The sequence below is a fragment of the Pseudomonas sp. G7(2022) genome, assembly GCF_052660475.1.
The window spans coordinates 2,683,689-2,700,250 of the sequence record NZ_CP109659.1 but is presented as its reverse complement, the minus strand read 5'-3'; the positions used below and the strand labels follow the sequence as shown (position 1 = coordinate 2,700,250).

At 60.6% G+C, this 16,562-nt stretch carries 20 protein-coding genes, 1 tRNA gene, 2 pseudogenes and 1 riboswitch; of the genes and pseudogenes, 17 read left to right on the top strand and 6 right to left on the bottom strand.

Features of this window, described 5'->3' with window-relative positions; genetic code table 11:
- Positions 1–20 precede the first annotated feature (20 nt).
- A riboswitch (yybP-ykoY riboswitch) is annotated at positions 21–192 on the top strand.
- Between the two features lie 7 nt (positions 193–199).
- The 6 genes and pseudogenes from NE357_RS12080 to NE357_RS12055 all read left to right on the top strand — a co-directional run.
- Positions 200–268 (top strand): annotated as a pseudogene (locus NE357_RS12080) (hypothetical protein); the annotation flags it as partial.
- 184 nt (positions 269–452) lie between these two features.
- The gene (locus tag NE357_RS12075; RefSeq protein WP_169430042.1) at positions 453–737 is read left to right on the top strand and encodes a FecR/PupR family sigma factor regulator; all 285 of its coding nucleotides are present in this window, start codon (positions 453–455) and stop codon (positions 735–737) included.
- 114 nt (positions 738–851) lie between these two features.
- Complete coding sequence (locus tag NE357_RS12070; protein WP_169430041.1) at positions 852–1,346, top strand: PaaI family thioesterase; 495 nt, start codon at positions 852–854, stop codon at positions 1,344–1,346.
- 24 nt (positions 1,347–1,370) lie between these two features.
- Positions 1,371–1,778: a RidA family protein gene (locus tag NE357_RS12065; RefSeq protein ID WP_169430040.1), complete on the top strand. Its 408-nt coding sequence runs from the start codon at positions 1,371–1,373 to the stop codon at positions 1,776–1,778.
- Between the two features lie 30 nt (positions 1,779–1,808).
- On the top strand, positions 1,809–2,471 hold the full coding sequence (locus NE357_RS12060; protein WP_169430039.1) for a glutathione S-transferase family protein: 663 nt from the start codon (positions 1,809–1,811) through the stop codon (positions 2,469–2,471).
- Between the two features lie 11 nt (positions 2,472–2,482).
- Positions 2,483–2,680: pseudogene (locus NE357_RS12055) on the top strand (LysR substrate-binding domain-containing protein); the annotation flags it as partial.
- On the opposite strand, the gene NE357_RS12050 reads toward NE357_RS12055, so the two are convergent.
- Positions 2,643–3,584 carry a LysR family transcriptional regulator gene (locus NE357_RS12050; RefSeq protein WP_169430038.1) on the bottom strand — a complete coding sequence of 314 codons (942 nt, stop codon included), beginning with the start codon at positions 3,582–3,584 and terminating at the stop codon, positions 2,643–2,645. The pseudogene NE357_RS12055 and the gene NE357_RS12050 sit on opposite strands and share 38 nt — an antisense overlap.
- A gap of 134 nt (positions 3,585–3,718) precedes the next feature.
- Here NE357_RS12050 and NE357_RS12045 point away from each other — a divergent pair, with 134 nt between their 5' ends.
- The 3 genes from NE357_RS12045 to leuD all read left to right on the top strand — a co-directional run bounded on the left by NE357_RS12045 (position 3,719) and on the right by leuD (position 6,291).
- The gene (locus NE357_RS12045) at positions 3,719–4,141 is read left to right on the top strand and encodes a RidA family protein (RefSeq protein WP_169430037.1); all 423 of its coding nucleotides are present in this window, start codon (positions 3,719–3,721) and stop codon (positions 4,139–4,141) included.
- Between the two features lie 116 nt (positions 4,142–4,257).
- Positions 4,258–5,679: a 3-isopropylmalate dehydratase large subunit gene (gene leuC / locus NE357_RS12040; RefSeq protein WP_169430036.1), complete on the top strand. Its 1,422-nt coding sequence runs from the start codon at positions 4,258–4,260 to the stop codon at positions 5,677–5,679.
- Between the two features lie 3 nt (positions 5,680–5,682).
- Complete coding sequence (leuD, locus tag NE357_RS12035; RefSeq protein ID WP_169430035.1) at positions 5,683–6,291, top strand: 3-isopropylmalate dehydratase small subunit; 609 nt, start codon at positions 5,683–5,685, stop codon at positions 6,289–6,291.
- A gap of 39 nt (positions 6,292–6,330) precedes the next feature.
- Here the strand turns inward: leuD and NE357_RS12030 are convergent, their stop codons facing one another.
- Entirely contained in the window at positions 6,331–7,248 is a 918-nt protein-coding gene (locus NE357_RS12030; RefSeq protein ID WP_169430034.1) for a LysR substrate-binding domain-containing protein, read from the bottom strand.
- Positions 7,249–7,796: 548 nt separating this feature from the next.
- On the opposite strand from NE357_RS12030, the gene NE357_RS12025 reads away from it, so the two are divergent.
- The 5 genes from NE357_RS12025 to NE357_RS12005 all read left to right on the top strand — a co-directional run bounded on the left by NE357_RS12025 (position 7,797) and on the right by NE357_RS12005 (position 11,114).
- Positions 7,797–7,982: a DUF1843 domain-containing protein gene (locus NE357_RS12025; RefSeq protein ID WP_169430033.1), complete on the top strand. Its 186-nt coding sequence runs from the start codon at positions 7,797–7,799 to the stop codon at positions 7,980–7,982.
- 34 nt (positions 7,983–8,016) lie between these two features.
- Positions 8,017–8,649: a DUF1842 domain-containing protein gene (locus NE357_RS12020; protein ID WP_169430032.1), complete on the top strand. Its 633-nt coding sequence runs from the start codon at positions 8,017–8,019 to the stop codon at positions 8,647–8,649.
- Between the two features lie 42 nt (positions 8,650–8,691).
- Positions 8,692–9,270 carry a DUF1842 domain-containing protein gene (locus NE357_RS12015; RefSeq protein WP_169430031.1) on the top strand — a complete coding sequence of 193 codons (579 nt, stop codon included), beginning with the start codon at positions 8,692–8,694 and terminating at the stop codon, positions 9,268–9,270.
- A gap of 104 nt (positions 9,271–9,374) precedes the next feature.
- Positions 9,375–10,838, top strand: a complete 1,464-nt coding sequence (locus NE357_RS12010) for a GDL motif peptide-associated radical SAM/SPASM maturase (RefSeq protein ID WP_169430030.1) — start codon at positions 9,375–9,377, stop codon at positions 10,836–10,838.
- A gap of 201 nt (positions 10,839–11,039) precedes the next feature.
- A tRNA-Gln gene (locus NE357_RS12005) sits at positions 11,040–11,114 on the top strand.
- A 50-nt stretch (positions 11,115–11,164) separates the two neighbouring features.
- Here the strand turns inward: NE357_RS12005 and NE357_RS12000 are convergent.
- The 3 genes from NE357_RS12000 to NE357_RS11990 all read right to left on the bottom strand — a co-directional run bounded on the left by NE357_RS12000 (position 11,165) and on the right by NE357_RS11990 (position 12,786).
- Positions 11,165–11,557 (bottom strand): DUF1801 domain-containing protein, encoded by a 393-nt coding sequence (locus NE357_RS12000; RefSeq protein WP_169430029.1) that lies wholly within the window; start codon positions 11,555–11,557, stop codon positions 11,165–11,167.
- 156 nt (positions 11,558–11,713) lie between these two features.
- Positions 11,714–12,055 (bottom strand): hypothetical protein, encoded by a 342-nt coding sequence (locus NE357_RS11995; protein WP_115077529.1) that lies wholly within the window; start codon positions 12,053–12,055, stop codon positions 11,714–11,716.
- A gap of 86 nt (positions 12,056–12,141) precedes the next feature.
- On the bottom strand, positions 12,142–12,786 hold the full coding sequence (locus tag NE357_RS11990) for an ATPase (RefSeq protein ID WP_169430028.1): 645 nt from the start codon (positions 12,784–12,786) through the stop codon (positions 12,142–12,144).
- 163 nt (positions 12,787–12,949) lie between these two features.
- On the opposite strand from NE357_RS11990, the gene NE357_RS11985 reads away from it, so the two are divergent.
- A complete protein-coding gene (locus tag NE357_RS11985; protein WP_169430027.1) occupies positions 12,950–13,192 on the top strand; it encodes a hypothetical protein in 243 nt (80 codons plus the stop codon).
- A 351-nt stretch (positions 13,193–13,543) separates the two neighbouring features.
- On the opposite strand, the gene NE357_RS11980 is transcribed toward NE357_RS11985, so the two are convergent.
- On the bottom strand, positions 13,544–15,109 hold the full coding sequence (locus NE357_RS11980) for a winged helix-turn-helix domain-containing tetratricopeptide repeat protein (RefSeq protein ID WP_169430026.1): 1,566 nt from the start codon (positions 15,107–15,109) through the stop codon (positions 13,544–13,546).
- A 242-nt stretch (positions 15,110–15,351) separates the two neighbouring features.
- On the opposite strand from NE357_RS11980, the gene NE357_RS11975 reads away from it, so the two are divergent.
- Positions 15,352–16,104: an SDR family oxidoreductase gene (locus NE357_RS11975; protein WP_169430025.1), complete on the top strand. Its 753-nt coding sequence runs from the start codon at positions 15,352–15,354 to the stop codon at positions 16,102–16,104.
- A gap of 43 nt (positions 16,105–16,147) precedes the next feature.
- A complete protein-coding gene (locus tag NE357_RS11970) occupies positions 16,148–16,561 on the top strand; it encodes a cupin domain-containing protein (RefSeq protein WP_169430024.1) in 414 nt (137 codons plus the stop codon).
- Position 16,562: the final 1 nt, after the last annotated feature.

Here is a 16,562-nt window from a genome sequence, read left to right as displayed (position 1 = left end):
CATGTTTGCCTGCCCATGATCCGGGCCTTCGTTGGGGAGTAACCTGCTTCCGAGCCCCTCGGAAGCGTTCGTATCAACATATTCGGCAACATGCCGTGGTGCGAACACCTTCTGGTTGGTGAGACCGACGACACATCCATGCCGAAAGTCGGGCGTGTGGTTGTGTCGTTGACTCATGGCCCGACTGGAAGTATTGCCCGTGAATCCTGTTTCCCTGATTTTCCTCGCACTCGCCATGTCCACGGATGCCTTCGCGGCCGCCATCGGCGTGATGCTGGGCCGGGTGCTCGGCACCGTGGTCGGCAAGCGTGCGGAAATCGTCGGTGGCGGCGCGATTTGTCCGGCCGGCGCGCGTTCTGTCCGTCAGGCAGGCTAAATCCCTGTCGAACTTTGACGTTTTTTTTGCAAGAGGCAGGGTAAAGTGCCCTCTCCGGCCATCCTGGAAGCAGTCAATGAACCTCCAAAGCCCTCAAGACGCCGACGATGAAATCCTCAATCAGGCGGCGCACTGGTGCCTGCGCCTGCAAGACGAAACCTGTACACCTGACGAGCGCCAGGCCTTCCAGCAATGGATTCAGAGCAGCCCGCGCCATGCCTTCGAGTACGCAAAGATGCTTGAGGTCTGGGAGTTGAGCGATCAATTGCCCGACGAGCACGACGCATCGAAAAAACGCAAAGCCACGAGCCTGCCCTGCAGCTTTGAAGAGTTTCAACGCAATCTGGCGCAGCGCAATTAGCATCGTGCGGGTATCGACGCCAACAGCGGCAGGCGTCACTCGAGGCAACGCCTTGTCCTTGATTCAGGGTTAGAATCCCCCGGTTTGGCTAACCCGTTTAAGGATGATCCCGGCATGTCCCCTCTCGACACCTCCCTGCAAGACTCCGCCGCCCCCGACGGCGTCTGCTTCGGCTGCGGCAGCAGCAACCCGCACGGCTTGCACATCAAGAGTTTCTGGCATGAGGACGGCGTGCACGTCATGGCCGAGCACGTGCCCGAAGCCAAATACTGCGGCTGGCCGGAGCTGGTCTACGGCGGCCTGATCGCGATGCTGGTGGATTGCCATTCCAACTGGACCGCAATGGCTTATCACTACCGCGCCGAAGGGCGCGAAGCCGAGAGCTTGCCGCGCATCAACTGCGTCACCGGCAACCTCGGCATCAAATTCATCAAGCCGACGCCGATGGGCGTACCGCTGACGTTGAAGGCAAAAGTCGAGGGTGAAGTCGGGCGCAAGAGCCGGGTGATCTGCGAGGTGTACGCCGGGGATGTGCTGACGGCGGTGGGTGACTCAGTGTTCGTTCGGGTGGATACCGAGCAGTTGGCGGCGGCCGCGCACGGTCGCTGAAATCCGTCATTGAAGGAAAACACGATGCCCGATCGCGAAATCATCATCCCCGAATCCATGAAACCCATCGTCGAACGCGCCGGTTACGCCCCGGCGGTTCTGGTCGGCAATACGCTTTACTGCGCCGGTCAGGTGGGCCGGACAGCTGATTTGAAAGTCATCGAGGACCCCGAGCAGCAATTCATCCGCGCCTGGGAAAACCTCGACGAGGTGTTGAAGGCTGGCGGTTGCAGCTTCGACGATGTAGTGGAGATGACCACCTATCACGTCGACATGAGCCGGCACATGCCAGTGTTTCGCGAGGTGAAGAATCGCGTTTTCCCCAAAGGCTTCTGCGCCTGGACCTGCGTCGGCGTCAGCGAACTGGCCCATCCGGGGCTGCTGGTGGAAATCAAATGCGTGGCCGTGCGCAGGCGGGCTATACCTGAGTAACGCCATTTCCCCTCATCGAGGTGTTGAACGATGGACTTGACCCTCTATTACCACCCGTTGTCGTCCTACTGCCACAAAGCGCTGATCGCCCTCTACGAACACGGCGTCGCCTTCGAAAAACGCTTGATCGACCTCTCCAGCGAAGCCGAACGGGCCGAGCTGCAGGCGTTGTGGCCGCTGGTCAAATTCCCGGTGCTGCGTGATCACGCCCGCCAGCGCACAGTGCCGGAGTCGAGCGTGATCATCGAGTACCTGGATCATCAACCGGGACAGTCAAAGCGACTGATTCCCGAAGACTGGGAGACCGCGCTGGACGTGCGTCTGTGGGACCGCTTCTGCGACCATTACGTGATGACGCCGATGCAGCAGATCGTCGCCGACCGCATCCAGTCCGCCCAGGGCGACCTGAGCAGTCAGCGGGCAATGCTGGCCACGGCGTACGGCATGCTCGAACAACAACTGGCCGACCGCGAATGGATCGCCAGCGCGGATTTCAGCCTGGCCGATTGTTCCGCCGCACCGGCCCTGTTCTACGCCAGCACGCTGGTGCCGTTTGCCGCCGACCACCCTCGCCTGAGCGACTATTTCGAGCGGCTGGTTCAGCGTCCGTCGTTCAATCGGGTCATCGAAGAAGCCAAACCGTGGTTTGACTTCTATCCCTTTGCCGAAGCCCTGCCTCAACGTTTCCGCTGAGGCATAGCCTTGCGTGCTCAGGTCTGGGGATCGCGCTGGTCAGCCAGTTGCTCAGCCGCAAGGCCCGGGCCGACGGGCTGTTGCAGCCTTTGGTGGATGACACCATTCGCGGCCCGAACTGGGCACTGCTGGCCCACCGCAACAGCGAAAACGATCCGATGGCCCGCAGTTTTATCGAGTGGTTGCTGGCGAACCTGAGCGATCCATGACCGGTGCGTGGCGGGCCATCACCTCGGCGATCCAGTCGATGAACACCCGCAACTTGCGGCTGATGTGGCGGTTCGGCGGGTACGCGACGTAAAGCGGCATCGGATCGAGGCACCAGTCTTCGAACAGCGGCACCAGCTCCCCGTTGGCCTCTCGGGCCCTGGACATGTACTTGGGCAACCACAACACGCCCAGCCCCGCGAGGCCCGCCGCCAGGTAAGCATTGCCGTCATCCACCGCCAGCACGTGGCGGCCCTTGATCTGCAAGTCTTCGTGTTCGTTGTGCAGGGCGTACGGCACCGGTTTGCCGGTGCGCGCCCAGAGGAAACCGACTACCCGGTGATGGGAATCTTCCAGCTCACGGGGGTGCGCCGGGGTGCCGGAACGGGCCAGATAGCTCGGCGCGGCATACACGCCGAGCTGAAGATCCGCCACCTTCCGGGCCATCAGTGACTGATCCCGCAGCTCGCCCCCGCGCACCACGCAATCGACGTTTTCATCAATGATGTCGACGATCCGATCGCTGACGCCCATGTCGATCTGGATCTGCGGATAACGTGCGTAGAACTCCGGCAGCGCCGGCACCAGAATCAGATTGGCCAAAGGGCTAGGCACATCGACCCGCAAGCGGCCCTTGGGCTGCGCTGCCGCGCCGGGAAGACTGGTCTCGGCATCGTCCATGTCCGCCAGCAACTTGATCACCCGCTCGTAATAGGCCGCGCCGTCCGCCGTGACGTTGACCTTGCGCGTGGTGCGGTTGAGCAACTTCACTCGCAGCCGTGCCTCCAGTTGCTGGATGAGCTGGGTCACGGTGGTCTTGCTCATGTGCAGGGTCTCGGCGGCCTTGGTGAAACTGCCCGCCTCCACCACCCGGGCGAAGGCTTGCATCGCGTCAAAACGGTCCATATTCCCCCCCTGAAAGCGGCTCGATTGTTTGGGATTTACAAACAGTGATCGCCAAGGTTGCGCGTTTATCGCGCAGAGGCAAGTCCCTAGAGTTTCTCCATCAGAAGTTTTCACCCCATTGAAGGAGACACCCCATGACTGATGCCCAGCCAAAACGCGACGTGGTTTTCCCGCCCGGACGCCATGCGCTTTACGAGCGCAATCGTTATTCCCCGGCGGTTCGTTCCAACGGTTTTCTGTTTGTCTCAGGCCAGGTCGGCAGCCTCGAGGACGGCTCACCGGAACCGGATCTGAAACAACAGGTGCGCCTGGCCTTCACCAACCTCAATGCGATTCTCGGCGCAGCCGGCGGTAGCTTCGATGACGTGGTGGACGTGACCGTGTTCATGGTCGACCCGCAATCGACCTTCGAAACCATCTGGGAAGTGGTGCCGGAGTTCTGGGGCGAGGCGCCGCATCCGACCATTACGGCGGTCGGCGTGACGTGGCTGTATGGGTTTCAGTTCGAGATCAAGGTGATTGCCAAAGTGCCGGAGGAAACGCAGGCGAAAATCTGAGGCAATTGCTCACAATCCGTGTTCAACGGCTTCACTGAAGTGCTCTTGATGGCGTTTCGGCGATCAATGACTCTGTCCGAACGTTGTTTTTACACGGACAGAACAGAGCCGACACCATGCCCAGCCCGAGAACGCTGTACCAGAAGCACATCGACAGTCACACCGTCTGCGATCTCGACGATCAGGGCCACGTGCTGCTCTACATCGACCGTCAGGTCGCCAACGAATACACCAGCCCCCAGGCCTTCAGCGGTTTGCGCGACGCCGGACGCAAGGTCTGGCGTCCGGCTGCGACGCTGGCGGTGGTCGATCATGTGAACCCCACGGCGCCGATGCGCATTGCGACCATGCCTGACGCCGGGGGCGCGCGTCAGGTGTCGTACTTCGAAGAAAACTGCCGCGACTTCGGCATCGAGCTGTTCGATGTGCTGGACAAACGCCAGGGCATCGAACACGTCGTAGCGCCGGAACAGGGGTTCATTCTGCCGGGCATGGTGGTCGCGGCCGGTGACAGCCACACCACCACTTACGGCGCACTGGGTGCCTTCGGTTTCGGCATTGGCACCTCGGAAATCGAACACCTGCTGGCGACGCAGACCCTGGTCTACAAGCGCCTGAAAACCATGCGGGTGACGGTGAACGGCAAGCTCGGTGCGGGCATCACGTCGAAAGACATCATCATGGCCCTGATCGAAAGAATCGGTGCTTCGGGAGCAACCGGTTATGCCATCGAATTCACCGGCCCGGCGATCAGCGAGCTCAGCGTCGAAGCGCGCATGACCATCTGCAACATGGCGGTGGAAGCCGGCGCCCGTGGGGCGTTCATGGCGCCGGACGACAAGGTTTTCGCCTATCTGCAACTCAAGCCACGTGCGCCGAAAGGCGAACTCTGGGCGCTGGCGGTCGAGCGCTGGAAAGGCCTGCACAGCGACCAGGGTGCGGTGTTCGACAGTGAAGTCAGCCTGGATGTCTCGGCTCTGGAACCGATGGTCACTTGGGGCACCAGCCCGGATCAGGCCTCCCCGGTCGGCGGACGAGTGCCGGACCCGGCCAGCCAGCCCAATCCGATTCTGCGTCAGGGCCTGCAACGCGCCCTCGATTACATGGGCCTGACACCCGGCACGCCGTTGAGCGAAGTGGTGATCAGCCACGCCTTCATTGGGTCCTGCACCAATGCGCGGATCGAAGACTTGCGAGATGTGGCGCGTGTGGTGCGCGGCAGACACGTGGCGCCCCACGTACGGGCGATGATCGTGCCCGGCTCGACGCGGGTTCGCGATCAGGCGGAAGACGAAGGGCTGGCGCAGATCTTTCGCGACGCCGGTTTCGAATGGCGGCAATCCGGCTGCTCGATGTGTCTGGCGATGAACGACGACGTCCTCGCGCCGGGGGATCGCTGCGCGTCCAGCACCAATCGCAACTTCGAAGGTCGTCAGGGCGCGGGGGCGCGCACCCACCTGATGAGCCCGGCAATGGTCGCCGCAGCCGCCATCACCGGCCACTTGACTGACGTGCGCACCTTCGCGCCGGGAGTTTGAACCATGCAAGCGTTCACCACTATCAGCGGCAGCGCCGCGCCGTTTCTGGCGGCCAACATCGACACCGACGTGATCATGCCCAAGCAGTTCCTCAAGGGCATTGATCGTCAGGGGCTGGATCGGGGGTTGTTCTTCGATCTGCGCTTTCTGGCCTCGGGCGAGCCCAATCCCGGGTTCGTGCTCAATCAGCCCGCCTGGCAGGACGCAGCATTTCTGGTGACCGGCCCCAACTTCGGTTGCGGTTCCAGCCGTGAGCACGCAGTGTGGGGCCTGAAGCAGGTCGGAATCCGGGCGCTGATCGGCACCACGTTTGCCGGAATTTTCTACGACAACTGTCAGCGCAACGGCGTGTTGGCGATTCAGCTCGATGCCGCGCAGTTCAAACAGGTCGCCGAAGTCATCAGCGTTCAGGCGACCGCGTATATCCGCGTGAACCTGCCCGAGCAAACCATCGAACTGGCGGACGGAACACTGATCGGGTTCGAGATTGATGAGCTGCGCAAACAGTCACTGCTGCTGGGGCTGGACGCCATCGGCACGACGCTGCAACGGACCGAGCAGATTCGCGCCTTTGAAGCGCGTCATCTGGCGGAAAATCCCTGGTTGGGCTGAAAGCAAAAAACCGGGTGGCTCACTGAACCACCCGGTTTTTCATTGAACAGACAAGTCGCGAAAATACTCTTCGAGAAACTCTACACACACCCGCAACTTGGCCGACTCGCTGAGCCGCGTCGGGTACACCGCCCAGACGTTGGCGCTCTGGGTGTAATCCGCCAGTACCTGCACCAACCGCCCCTGTTCGAGCATCGGTTTGACGTCCCACATCGAGCGCAACAGAATCCCGCCGCCACTGAGCGCCCACTCCATCACGATTTCGCCGCTGTTGGAGGACAACGGGCCGCTGACCCGCACCGATTCCTGCTGCCCGTCCTTGGTGAGCTCCCAAATGCCGAACGCATTGTTGCGTTCCTTCAGCACCAGGCAATCATGGTCTTTCAGATCCTCGAGCGAATGCGGCGTCCCCCGGCGCTCAAGGTACTGCGGCGTGGCGCAAAGCACCCGTCGATTACTGACCAGTTTGCGCGCCAGGTGCTGGCCCGGCAGATCATCGCCGACAAGGATTTCCAGATCGAAGCCCTCGCCCACCAGATCGACCACGCGGTCGAACACGTCCAGGCGAATATCGAGCTTCGGGCAAGTCCGGGATAACTGGCTGATCGCCGGTGCGACGTGATTGCGACCGAAGCCGAAGCTGCTGCAAATGTGCAGCGACCCGGCTGGCTGGTGCCGGGCCTGGGCCATTTCGCCGAGAAAGTCATCGAAATCCCCCAGCAGCTTTTCCGCCCAGATGCGTACCCGCTCGCCATCGTCGGTCAGCGCGATGCGCCGGGTGGTGCGGTGCAACAGTTTTGTCGAGAGCGTGGTTTCGAGCATCGCGATGCGTTTGCTGACGTAGGCCGGCGAATAGCCCAACTCGTCGGCGGCGCTGGCAAAGCTGTTCTTGCGGATGACCGTCAGGAATACCTTGAGGTCTTCGGGCAAGGGAAACTGGTCACGATTCGTGTTCATACAGCGCGCTCCCCCACTGCTTGCTTCATGATTGGCGCAGGATAGCAGCGGCCATGACCGTTCGGCGCTTTTTCTGGCAGCCGCGAACAAACAGGGCTAGGGTTGCGTAGCTGGCGATATGCTGGCCACTTGGCAAACATCTTCGATGAGCGCCATCAGCAGCACTGGAAGATAAATCAGGGATGGTTTTTTGTGCTTGCGGGTTAATGCACTCTTGATGAGTGAGCGACCTATCCCTGTGTTTCGTTGCTTTCTATCAAGGACAGAAAGATGACCAACGTACAGGCGAACTTTTCCCCTTTGCCGCTCCGGCAAACCTCATTACTGACGCCCGATGCCAGGCCTGACGGTTTTGGCTGACGACGCCTGCGCGTGAGTCGGGACAGCCCCCTCACTCCCGCGCCACTCAACTGATCACTTCACCGGATCCGGACGGATCAGGCATTACCTCGCCAGTGATTCCTGGCGCTGGCTGTCGCCTGCCTGTCAGGGAAGGCGCCCCTTGCCTGAAGGGGACGTTTGGCAACCACCACGAGGAGACCCTCGATATGACTGGCTCAAAACACAACATGCCGCCTTACGGCGTCGCCATCCAGAGCGCCATCACTGGAGGCGATCTGCAACAGATGAAGAATTTGTTGAAGCAGCGCGATTCGACGAAGCCGGAAGCGAAGGAGCTGCAAACCGCGTACGAAAAACTGGCCAAGGAAGTTTCCCGCCTGGAAAAACACTAAGGCCATTTCCCACATTGCAATGGAGGCAATTCACATGTCTGGTTCAGTTCAGCAACAAAATGTCGGCTTGTTCCCCGTGAGCTACCGGATCGGTACGGGTCAGCCGGGGGCGCAAAGCCTTGCGCTCAACCTGCTGGTTTCCACACCACAGCATGAAGTCAGTGGCACCTCCGCCATCACTCAGGCAACCAACCCACCACTGGACATCGATTCGGATGTCTGGGGCGAATATACCTACCTGACGGTCATGAAGCCCGGTGTCAGTAAAATCCTGATTACCGCCGAGGGCAATGAAGGCGGCCCCGGCTCCAACTCCATCGTGAACTTCAAGATTCAACTGGTGGTCGGCACCGACTGGCGTGAAGGCGTGGCCAATTACGAGTATTTCGACGGACAACGCTGGCACGAACTGAACAACGTGCCGGCGCATCTGGTCGAGGCGCCCTCGAATGTCTTCCAGCCGTTCCATCCCGGTCCGGTGATTCTTCCGCATCCGCCGATCCTGCCGCTGTATGCCGCGCCGATCCAGAGCGCCATCGCCAGTGGCGACCTGGCCCAGATGAAAAACCTGGCGAAGCTCGCCCAGCAGCAACTGGATCAGCAACCCCAACTGCAGAAGGCACTGGACGCCGCCAAAAGCGAAATCAGCAAGCTGCAGGCCCGCTGATTCGACCACTGAGTCCGCCATTCACTTAAGGGAGTAAGCACCATGTCGATTGGACTTTTTCATACCCGCCTCATCGCCAGTAATTCACTGCTTGGCGCACCGGTCCTGACCCTCGACCTCGTGGTCGATACCGTGCGTAAAAAAGTCAGCGGCGCTGCGAGCGTCTTTCAAAGCACCTGGCCACCGGTCAACTTCCATGCACGGGTCTGGGGCGATTATTCCGAGGCACGGCTGACCCCATCGACCGAGAATTACATCATTCTCACCCTCGATGGCAGCCCGAGCGGTCCGCTGAGTCAGATTGCGCAGACCTTCAGCCTCAAGGGCATTCTCAACGACTGGACCAGCGGCTTTGTCGATTACCGTTACAACGAGGGAGGTCAGTGGCATTACGTGAGGCACGTTGCTGTGCATCAGGCGCCGACCATCGAGCCGCAACCGCAAGAGCATCACTTCCAGCCGCTGTATGCCGTGGCCGTGCAGCAAGCGCAAATCAGTGGCGATCTGGTGCAGCTGAAAACCGTGGTGCAACAGGGCGAACAGCAACTGGCCCACCAGGGCGCATTGCGCAGTGCCCTTGAGCAACTGAACGCGGAGATTGCCCGACTGGAAGCACGCTAAAAGCGCACGAACCGGGCGAGGTCACTGCTGGCCTCGCCCGGTCTTGCAGCGAATCGAGATCAGTCCAATCGTGCCGCGCACAGGACCGTGCGCAAGGATCTCCCATGACAGACATCCGCCCTGCCCGCTACCTCAGTGACACCGACCTCAAACGCTACGTGCCGGTGCATGTGGTCTGGGAAATTACCCTGGCCTGCGACCTCAAATGCCTGCATTGCGGCTCGCGCGCGGGGCATCGACGCCCCGACGAACTGAACACCCGTGAATGCCTCGAGGTGATCGACTCCCTCGCCGCCCTCGGCACCCGCGAGATCACCCTGATCGGCGGCGAAGCCTATTTGCGCAAGGACTGGACGCAACTGATCCAGGCCATCCACGACCACGGCATGTACTGCGCGATCCAGACCGGCGGGCGCAACCTGACGCCGGCGAAGATGCAGGCAGCGGTTGATGCGGGCCTCAACGGGGTCGGGATTTCTCTGGACGGGCTCGCACCGTTGCACGACAAAGTGCGTAACGTGCCCGGTTCGTTCGACAAGGCGGTCGACACCCTGCGCCGGGCCAAGGCGTCCGGGCTGGCGGTGAGCGTCAACACTCAGATCGGCGCAGCGACCCTGCCCGATTTGCCGCAGCTGATGGACACGATCATTGAACTGGGCGCCACCCATTGGCAGATCCAGATCACCGTGGCCATGGGCAATGCGGTGGATCACCCGGAACTGCTGCTGCAACCCTATCAATTGCTGGAAGTGATGCCGCTGCTCGCGCGCCTCTACCGCGAAGGCGTGGATCGCGGCCTGCTGATGAACGTCGGCAACAACATCGGCTACTACGGTCCTTACGAACATTTGTGGCGTGGGTTCGGTGACGAACGCGTGCACTGGAGCGGCTGCGCGGCCGGTCAGACTGTGTTGGCGCTTGAGGCGGACGGCACAGTGAAAGGCTGCCCGTCGCTGGCCACCGTCGGTTTTTCCGGCGGCAATGTGCGCAACATGAGCCTGCACGACATCTGGCACTACAGCGAAGGCATGCACTTCGGCCGTTTGCGCTCGGTCGACGATCTTTGGGGTTATTGCCGCAGTTGCTATTACAACGACGTCTGCCGGGGCGGCTGCACCTGGACATCGCACTCGCTGCTGGGCAAACCCGGCAACAATCCTTACTGCCACTACCGAACCCTGGAATTGCAGAAACAGGGTTTGCGCGAGCGCATCGTCAAAGTCGAGGACGCCGCCCAGCGCTCGTTTGCGGTCGGACGTTTTGACCTGATCACCGAACGCATCGACACCGGCGAAAAAGTCAGCAGCGTCAGCGACAGCGGACAAGTGATCAAACTGGCGTGGGTCAATCAGGGCCACAAATCGCCGGAAGAAGGACGCATCCCCGTGCAACTGGCGCTGTGCCGCAGCTGCCTGCAGTACATTCATCCCCACGAATCGATCTGCCCGCACTGCCACGCCGACGTCGCGGCCGCCGAGGCCAGGCACCAGACGGACCGCGCCCGTCAGCAGGCGATCATGAACACGTTGACGGGGTTGCTGGGGGTGGCACCGAGTACCCTGGTGTGAAATCGGGTCCAGGCGCCCGCAGGATTCGGGCGCCTGGACCGCTCAGGCATCTTGAAAATCCGGCCGATTCAACCACCCCGGAAAATAAGTAGCTGTTTTCCATGAAATTTATTTGCCTCGGGGGTTCCCAGAACGCAAGAGCGCTGGTAAAGTGCCGCCCACTGTTGCAGAGGTCCTCCCGGGACTGAACACAATAGCTACAGGGGCGTCGCCAAGCGGTAAGGCAGCAGGTTTTGATCCTGCCATGCGTTGGTTCGAATCCAGCCGCCCCTGCCATTTTTTCCTCGTTTCACCCTCCTCCGCTTCACCTCTGCCTCAACGGCAAATCACTTTTTCGAATTCAACGTAATCGCCGAACGCACCAGCGCTTTCAGTGCCTTTGCATCTATTTTGTCGTTTTCGTGAACATCAATCGCCCGCCGGGTATTGCCCTCCAGACTGGCATTGAACAGCCCCGTCGGATCCTCCAGTGCCGCGCCTTTGGCAAACGTCATTTTCACCACGGCCTTGTAGGTTTCCCCGGTGCAGATGATGCCGTTGTGTGACCAGACCGGAACGCCCCGCCACTTCCACTCCTCAACAACCTCAGGATCGGCCTCGTGAATGATCGCGCGGATCTCGGCCAGCTTCTGGCCGCGCCAGTCGTTCAATTCCTTGATTCTCGCGTCGATCAGCACAGAGGGATTCTCAGTCGCCGCGCCGCTGCTGTCCTTCTTCATCTTCTTGTTCTCCCGAAAAAGCCTTATTCGCTATCCAGCGTAGCGCCGACTGCACCAAACGCCGGGCAAAAAAAAGCCCCGTAATATGCGGGGCAAAGAAATTGGTTGGTTGCGGCCAACCAAAGGAGCATCGTCAAAAGCGTTAACCGTCAGCCGTCACAGGCACTCCTGGGCAGCCCGTTCAAAACTCGATGGCATGAAACTCGACGCCAGCAAATGGCGTTCATATAAAAAGACCTTGCCGCCATCCTGTGCCTTGTAGGCTTCCAGCACGTTGTCCGCCGCCACCTTGCTCGGCACCACGATCCGGTAGCTGCGCTGGGTCTGCGACACGGTCGGGTTCAGCGCACTGCCCTGCAGTTTCGGCACGACGCATTCGGCGTACTGGGCAGGCGTCTTGTGCGTCTGCAGGGTCAGCGTCGGGTCGTTCGGCGCAGAGGCGCAGGCGGTCAGCAGTAAAGTGGCAGAAGCCATGGCAGGGATAAAAAAGGCACGCATGGATAAAATCCTGAAAATAAAAGGTTCGGTTCTCAAGCAACGTTCAGCGTCACGGCCGCTGGCGTCGCGATTTTTGATCTGGGTGCTCAGCCTGCACTCACCAGGGCTTTGAGCGAGTCATCGAACTGCTTCAAGGCGCTGAATTGCAGGTCGCGTTGTTTTTCGATCTGGGCTGCAATCTCGGGTGCTGCCTTGTTGTGTACCCACACCGAAGGCAGTTGCTTCTCCACCGCGCCTTCGGCCTTGCCGATGTATTGCAGGTTGGCGTCGTAGAAGCGTGCGGCGAAGCGCGCTTCGACCTGACTGTTGCGTTGGGTCAGCAGACGGTTGTGGGTGTCGAGCATCACCACCACGTCGGGATGGGCCTGCACCAGCGCATCGAGGCTGTCGTAGACCGTCACCGAGAGAAACTGCTGTTGCAGCGAACTCATCAACCAGTCGATAGCCAGTTCCGGATCGGAGCTGTTGACGAAGGCGTCGCGGATCCGCGCATCGAGTGCGTCCTTGGCACCGTTGACCGCCACATCGTGGTAACGCTCGAGGTATTGCAGGTTTTCGAGGGTGTTTTCGCTGTACAGCACACCCACGGTTTGCGAGTGCTGCAGTGCACTGCCGGTACCGCCGATGGGAAGAAAATGGCACGAACCGGCGTCGGCTGCGTAAGTCGGTGCAGTGGTGGCTACCCCGCCCATCAGCAGGGCGACCAAAGCCAGTCGGGTCAAAGTCTTCATCGCGCAAATTCCTTGAGCTGCGTTTCGATGGAGGCGATTTTCCGCCTGTCGGCCACAAAGCAGAACTTGCGTTTCTTGATGATCACTATTACTTGAACCAATAGTTGCGCTGCGTGCAGACTGCTGCACACTCGATCACAACGAAAACAAATGAGGATTTTCCGTGCGAACCTTTGATTTGATCCGCGATGCCGTCCTGCCCGAATTCCGCGACCGGGTGGCCGAATACCTTGTCGAATACGAAACCGTGCTGGGCCGGTCAGCGGATGATTCGGAGTCGGTACGGGCCGTGGCCAATCAGTTGCGCGGCTATCTGCGCGGCCTCAACACCACGCGAGTGCTGGGCATGGCGGACTGGGAAGAGCTCGACCGGCGCGTGCTGGACACTTGGCTAGCGCCCGCTTGATGACACGCTAGACTCTTCAGGCTGCGCCCGCAGCGCCAGACCTGGAGGTGTCCGCCGATGAGCCATAACACCGAACCCACAACGATCCCGGCCCGCCGGGGGACGAAGACATCGAAGTCAGCAATGAAAGGCGCATGAGTTAACAGCTCATGCGCCTTTTTTGTTCCCGGACATTCCGCTGCTTCAAGGCTTTTTCGGCTGAACTCCTTATTGCGAAAATCAAGCAGATGACCATTTTTAATCTTTCATCGCGATTAGTGATGCCGCTTATGATGGCTCCTGTTTTGGTATTAGTTTAGGCCCGGTACAGCCGTGCATGTCCGCGAGACTGGAGCGGGTGCACTCAAGCAATCACTCCGGCAACCCCGCCAGTCGAAGCCCTTCAATGAACCTCGAAAAATCTTCGGGGCGCTGAATCGGCAGCCAGTCCTTGAGATGCCCCAGACGCAGCGCCGGGCTCAGCGTCTGCAGGCGCTGCATCGCCCAGCGGGCTTTCTCCGGGCGCCCGCCCAGCGCATGACTGGCCGCCACCAGCGCCGCCGCCACCAACAACGTGGGCAGGTTGCCCAAGGCTTTTTCGGCGAAGTCTGCCGAGGCCTCGAAGTCCCCGGCGAAGTAATGCGCCAAAGCCATGCCGACGTGCATTCTGAACATTTCCGGATCCAGCGGGCTCAAGCGAGCGGCATGGTTCAAGTCCTTGATGGCGGGCGCGGTTTCTCCGCGAAGCGCACGCAGGATCCCGCCGAGAAACCACGCAGGTGCGAGATTGGGATTGAGCAGACGTGCGCGGTCGAGCAACGCAATGCCGGCATCCACATCACCCGCCAGGTGCGCAAGCGCATGTCCGCCGCGCGTCAACGCCACGGCGTCATCGCGTCCCAGCGCGACCGCCAGACGCGCCAGGCGTATACCTTCAGCGATCTCGGCCGGGCGATCCGTCATCCAGCCATTGAGCTTGCGCCAGAAGTGACACCAGGCGGCCATGCCATAGGCCGATGCGAATTCCGGATCGAGTTCGAGGGTCTTGTAGAACATCGGCAGCGCTTGCTCGATGGCCTCTTGAGCGCCGCTGTGCAGCTTTGCCATGGCGCGCAGGTAGTAATCGTAGGCGTCGAGGCTCTCCGTCGGTTTGCGTTTGGCGCGCTCGATCTCCGCGCGCTCCAGTTGTGGCGCTATGGCCCCGACGACGCTTTCGGTGATTTGATCCTGCAGCTTGAAGATGTCGTCGAGGGTGCCTTCGAAACGCTCGGCCCAGATGTGTGCTCCGCTCGTGGCGTCGATCAGTTGCCCGGTGATGCGCACCCGGTTTCCACATTTGCGCACACTGCCTTCCAGCACATAGCGCACGCCCAGTTCCTGCCCGACCCCTTGGGCATCTACCGTGCGCCCCTTGAACGTGAAACTCGAATTGCGTGCGATGACGAACAACCAGCGCAGACGCGACAACGCCGCGATGATGTCCTCCACGATACCGTCGGCAAAGTAGTCCTGTTCGGGATCGCCGCTCAGATTGTAGAAAGGCAGGACGGTGATCGAGGGTTTGTCCGGCAGCACCAGTACCCGGGGAGCTGCAGTTGAGCCCTCGTCGGTGTGAGGCACCGGCTCGGTCATATCGGAGACCCGGCCAATGAAACGATAGCCTTTGCGGGCGACCGTGCGCAGCAGACGCTGTTCCTCGCCGGTATCACCGATGGCCTTGCGTACGGCGTTGATGTGGCTGGTGATCGTTGATTCGGAAACGATGCGCCCGCTCCATACCGTGCCGAGCAATTCGTCCTTGCTCAACACGCGGTCGGGGTTGTTGAGGAACAGCAGCAACAGATCGAACACCTGCGGGCCGACGGATACAACCTGCCCGCGCAAGGTCAGCTCACGACGCTCCTGATCCAGTACATAGTCTTCAAACGTGAATGGCACAGCGAACGTCCCTTTGCGACGCGCCTTCAACTCCGTGTCCCGGGCGGCAGATGGTGAGAAGTCGAGAACGATAATACGCCTGACTTGAACACGCCACTGCGTCCATTCCGGGGCGCTGGCTGGACAAAAATGCAAGGTTTCGACAAGACAAACCTAAGGTCGCCGCAAGGACTTCCCTCATTCGTACCGGCAGTCTCTATCCCACTGACGCCAATGGTTGGCGTCATCAAGGAGAGAGACCCATGAAGATCGTCGTTATCGGAGGCTCCGGCCTCATCGGCTCGAAACTGGTGAACCTTCTTCGCGAGCGCGGCCATGACGTGCTCGCCGCCAGCCCCGGCACGGGCGTCAACAGCATCACCCGCGAAGGTCTGGCGGCCGCCATGGACGGCACCGATGTCGTGGTCGACGTGGCCAATGCTCCGTCGTGGGAGGATCAGGCCGTCCTCGACTTCTTCGAAACCTCCAGCCGTAACCTGCTGGCGGCCGAAGCGGCGGCCGGGGTGCGTCATCACGTAGCGCTGTCGATTGTCGGGTGTGAACGGTTGCCCGAGGCCGGCTATATGCGCGCCAAGGTGGCCCAGGAAAACCTGATCAAGGCATCCGGCATGCCTTACTCGATCCTGCGGGCCACGCAGTTTTTCGAATTTGTCGGCGGTATCGCTGAATCCTTTGCTGTCGCCGATGAACTTCGCGTGCCGCCAGCGCTGATTCAGCCGATTGCATCTGACGACGTGGTGGCGGCGCTGGTAGACGTCGTCCTGGCCGCTCCGCTCAACGGCTCAGTGGATGTCGGCGGGCCTGAGGCGTTGCCGCTGGACGAACTGGTCCGACGCTTTCTGCAGGCGCGCCAGGACAACCGCAAGGTCGTACCGGACGTGCACGCACGCTACTTCGGAACGCTGCTCGACGATCAATCGCTGGTCACCGGCAAGCACTCACGCCTGGGTGCCATCCGTTTTGAAAACTGGATCGCTCAGTCGGCAGCCCGATAGTCATTCGCGCCATTCCCTTCCCTGTCAACCAAGGAGACATCTCATGGTTATCCGATTGCTGTTGGCCGCCATTGTCGCAACCCTTTCGATCAACGCCGTATCAGCCGCCGAGCCACCCGCCGGCAAGGTTTCGGTAGTATTTGATCGCCCGATTCCCAACATCCCCGGCAAAAGCATGAGGGGTGTGGTCGTCGAATACGGGCCGGGAGCTGCTTCGCCGTCCCATACCCATCCGAAAACCGCCTTCATCTACGCCACGGTTCTGGAAGGCTCGTTGCGCATCAAAGTCAAAGGCCAGCCGGAAAAGATCTACCACGTCGGCGAAAACTTCGTCGAGGAACCGGGTTCCGTGCATCTGGTGAGCGCCAACGCCAGCGACACAGAGCCTGCGCGACTGCTGGCGGTGTTCGTCCTCGATACTGACGAAACGGCGCTCGTCACGCCCCTCAAAAAGTGAG

Excerpts from the sequence above, each read along its gene's own strand:
- NE357_RS12030 (WP_169430034.1), bottom strand. The coding sequence starts at position 7,248 with ATGAACACGAATCGTGACCAGTTTCCCTTGCCCGAAGACCTCAAGGTA.
- NE357_RS11995 (WP_115077529.1), bottom strand. The coding sequence starts at position 12,055 with ATGCGTGCCTTTTTTATCCCTGCCATGGCTTCTGCCACTTTACTGCTG.
- leuD (WP_169430035.1), top strand. The coding sequence starts at position 5,683 with ATGCAAGCGTTCACCACTATCAGCGGCAGCGCCGCGCCGTTTCTGGCG.
- NE357_RS11975 (WP_169430025.1), top strand. The coding sequence starts at position 15,352 with ATGAAGATCGTCGTTATCGGAGGCTCCGGCCTCATCGGCTCGAAACTG.
- NE357_RS12015 (WP_169430031.1), top strand. The coding sequence starts at position 8,692 with ATGTCGATTGGACTTTTTCATACCCGCCTCATCGCCAGTAATTCACTG.
- NE357_RS12070 (WP_169430041.1), top strand. The coding sequence starts at position 852 with ATGTCCCCTCTCGACACCTCCCTGCAAGACTCCGCCGCCCCCGACGGC.
- NE357_RS12065 (WP_169430040.1), top strand. The coding sequence starts at position 1,371 with ATGCCCGATCGCGAAATCATCATCCCCGAATCCATGAAACCCATCGTC.
- NE357_RS12060 (WP_169430039.1), top strand. The coding sequence starts at position 1,809 with ATGGACTTGACCCTCTATTACCACCCGTTGTCGTCCTACTGCCACAAA.
- NE357_RS12075 (WP_169430042.1), top strand. The coding sequence starts at position 453 with ATGAACCTCCAAAGCCCTCAAGACGCCGACGATGAAATCCTCAATCAG.
- NE357_RS12010 (WP_169430030.1), top strand. The coding sequence starts at position 9,375 with ATGACAGACATCCGCCCTGCCCGCTACCTCAGTGACACCGACCTCAAA.
- NE357_RS11970 (WP_169430024.1), top strand. The coding sequence starts at position 16,148 with ATGGTTATCCGATTGCTGTTGGCCGCCATTGTCGCAACCCTTTCGATC.
- NE357_RS12000 (WP_169430029.1), bottom strand. The coding sequence starts at position 11,557 with ATGAAGAAGGACAGCAGCGGCGCGGCGACTGAGAATCCCTCTGTGCTG.
- leuC (WP_169430036.1), top strand. The coding sequence starts at position 4,258 with ATGCCCAGCCCGAGAACGCTGTACCAGAAGCACATCGACAGTCACACC.
- NE357_RS12025 (WP_169430033.1), top strand. The coding sequence starts at position 7,797 with ATGACTGGCTCAAAACACAACATGCCGCCTTACGGCGTCGCCATCCAG.
- NE357_RS12050 (WP_169430038.1), bottom strand. The coding sequence starts at position 3,584 with ATGGACCGTTTTGACGCGATGCAAGCCTTCGCCCGGGTGGTGGAGGCG.
- NE357_RS12045 (WP_169430037.1), top strand. The coding sequence starts at position 3,719 with ATGACTGATGCCCAGCCAAAACGCGACGTGGTTTTCCCGCCCGGACGC.
- NE357_RS12020 (WP_169430032.1), top strand. The coding sequence starts at position 8,017 with ATGTCTGGTTCAGTTCAGCAACAAAATGTCGGCTTGTTCCCCGTGAGC.
- NE357_RS11990 (WP_169430028.1), bottom strand. The coding sequence starts at position 12,786 with ATGAAGACTTTGACCCGACTGGCTTTGGTCGCCCTGCTGATGGGCGGG.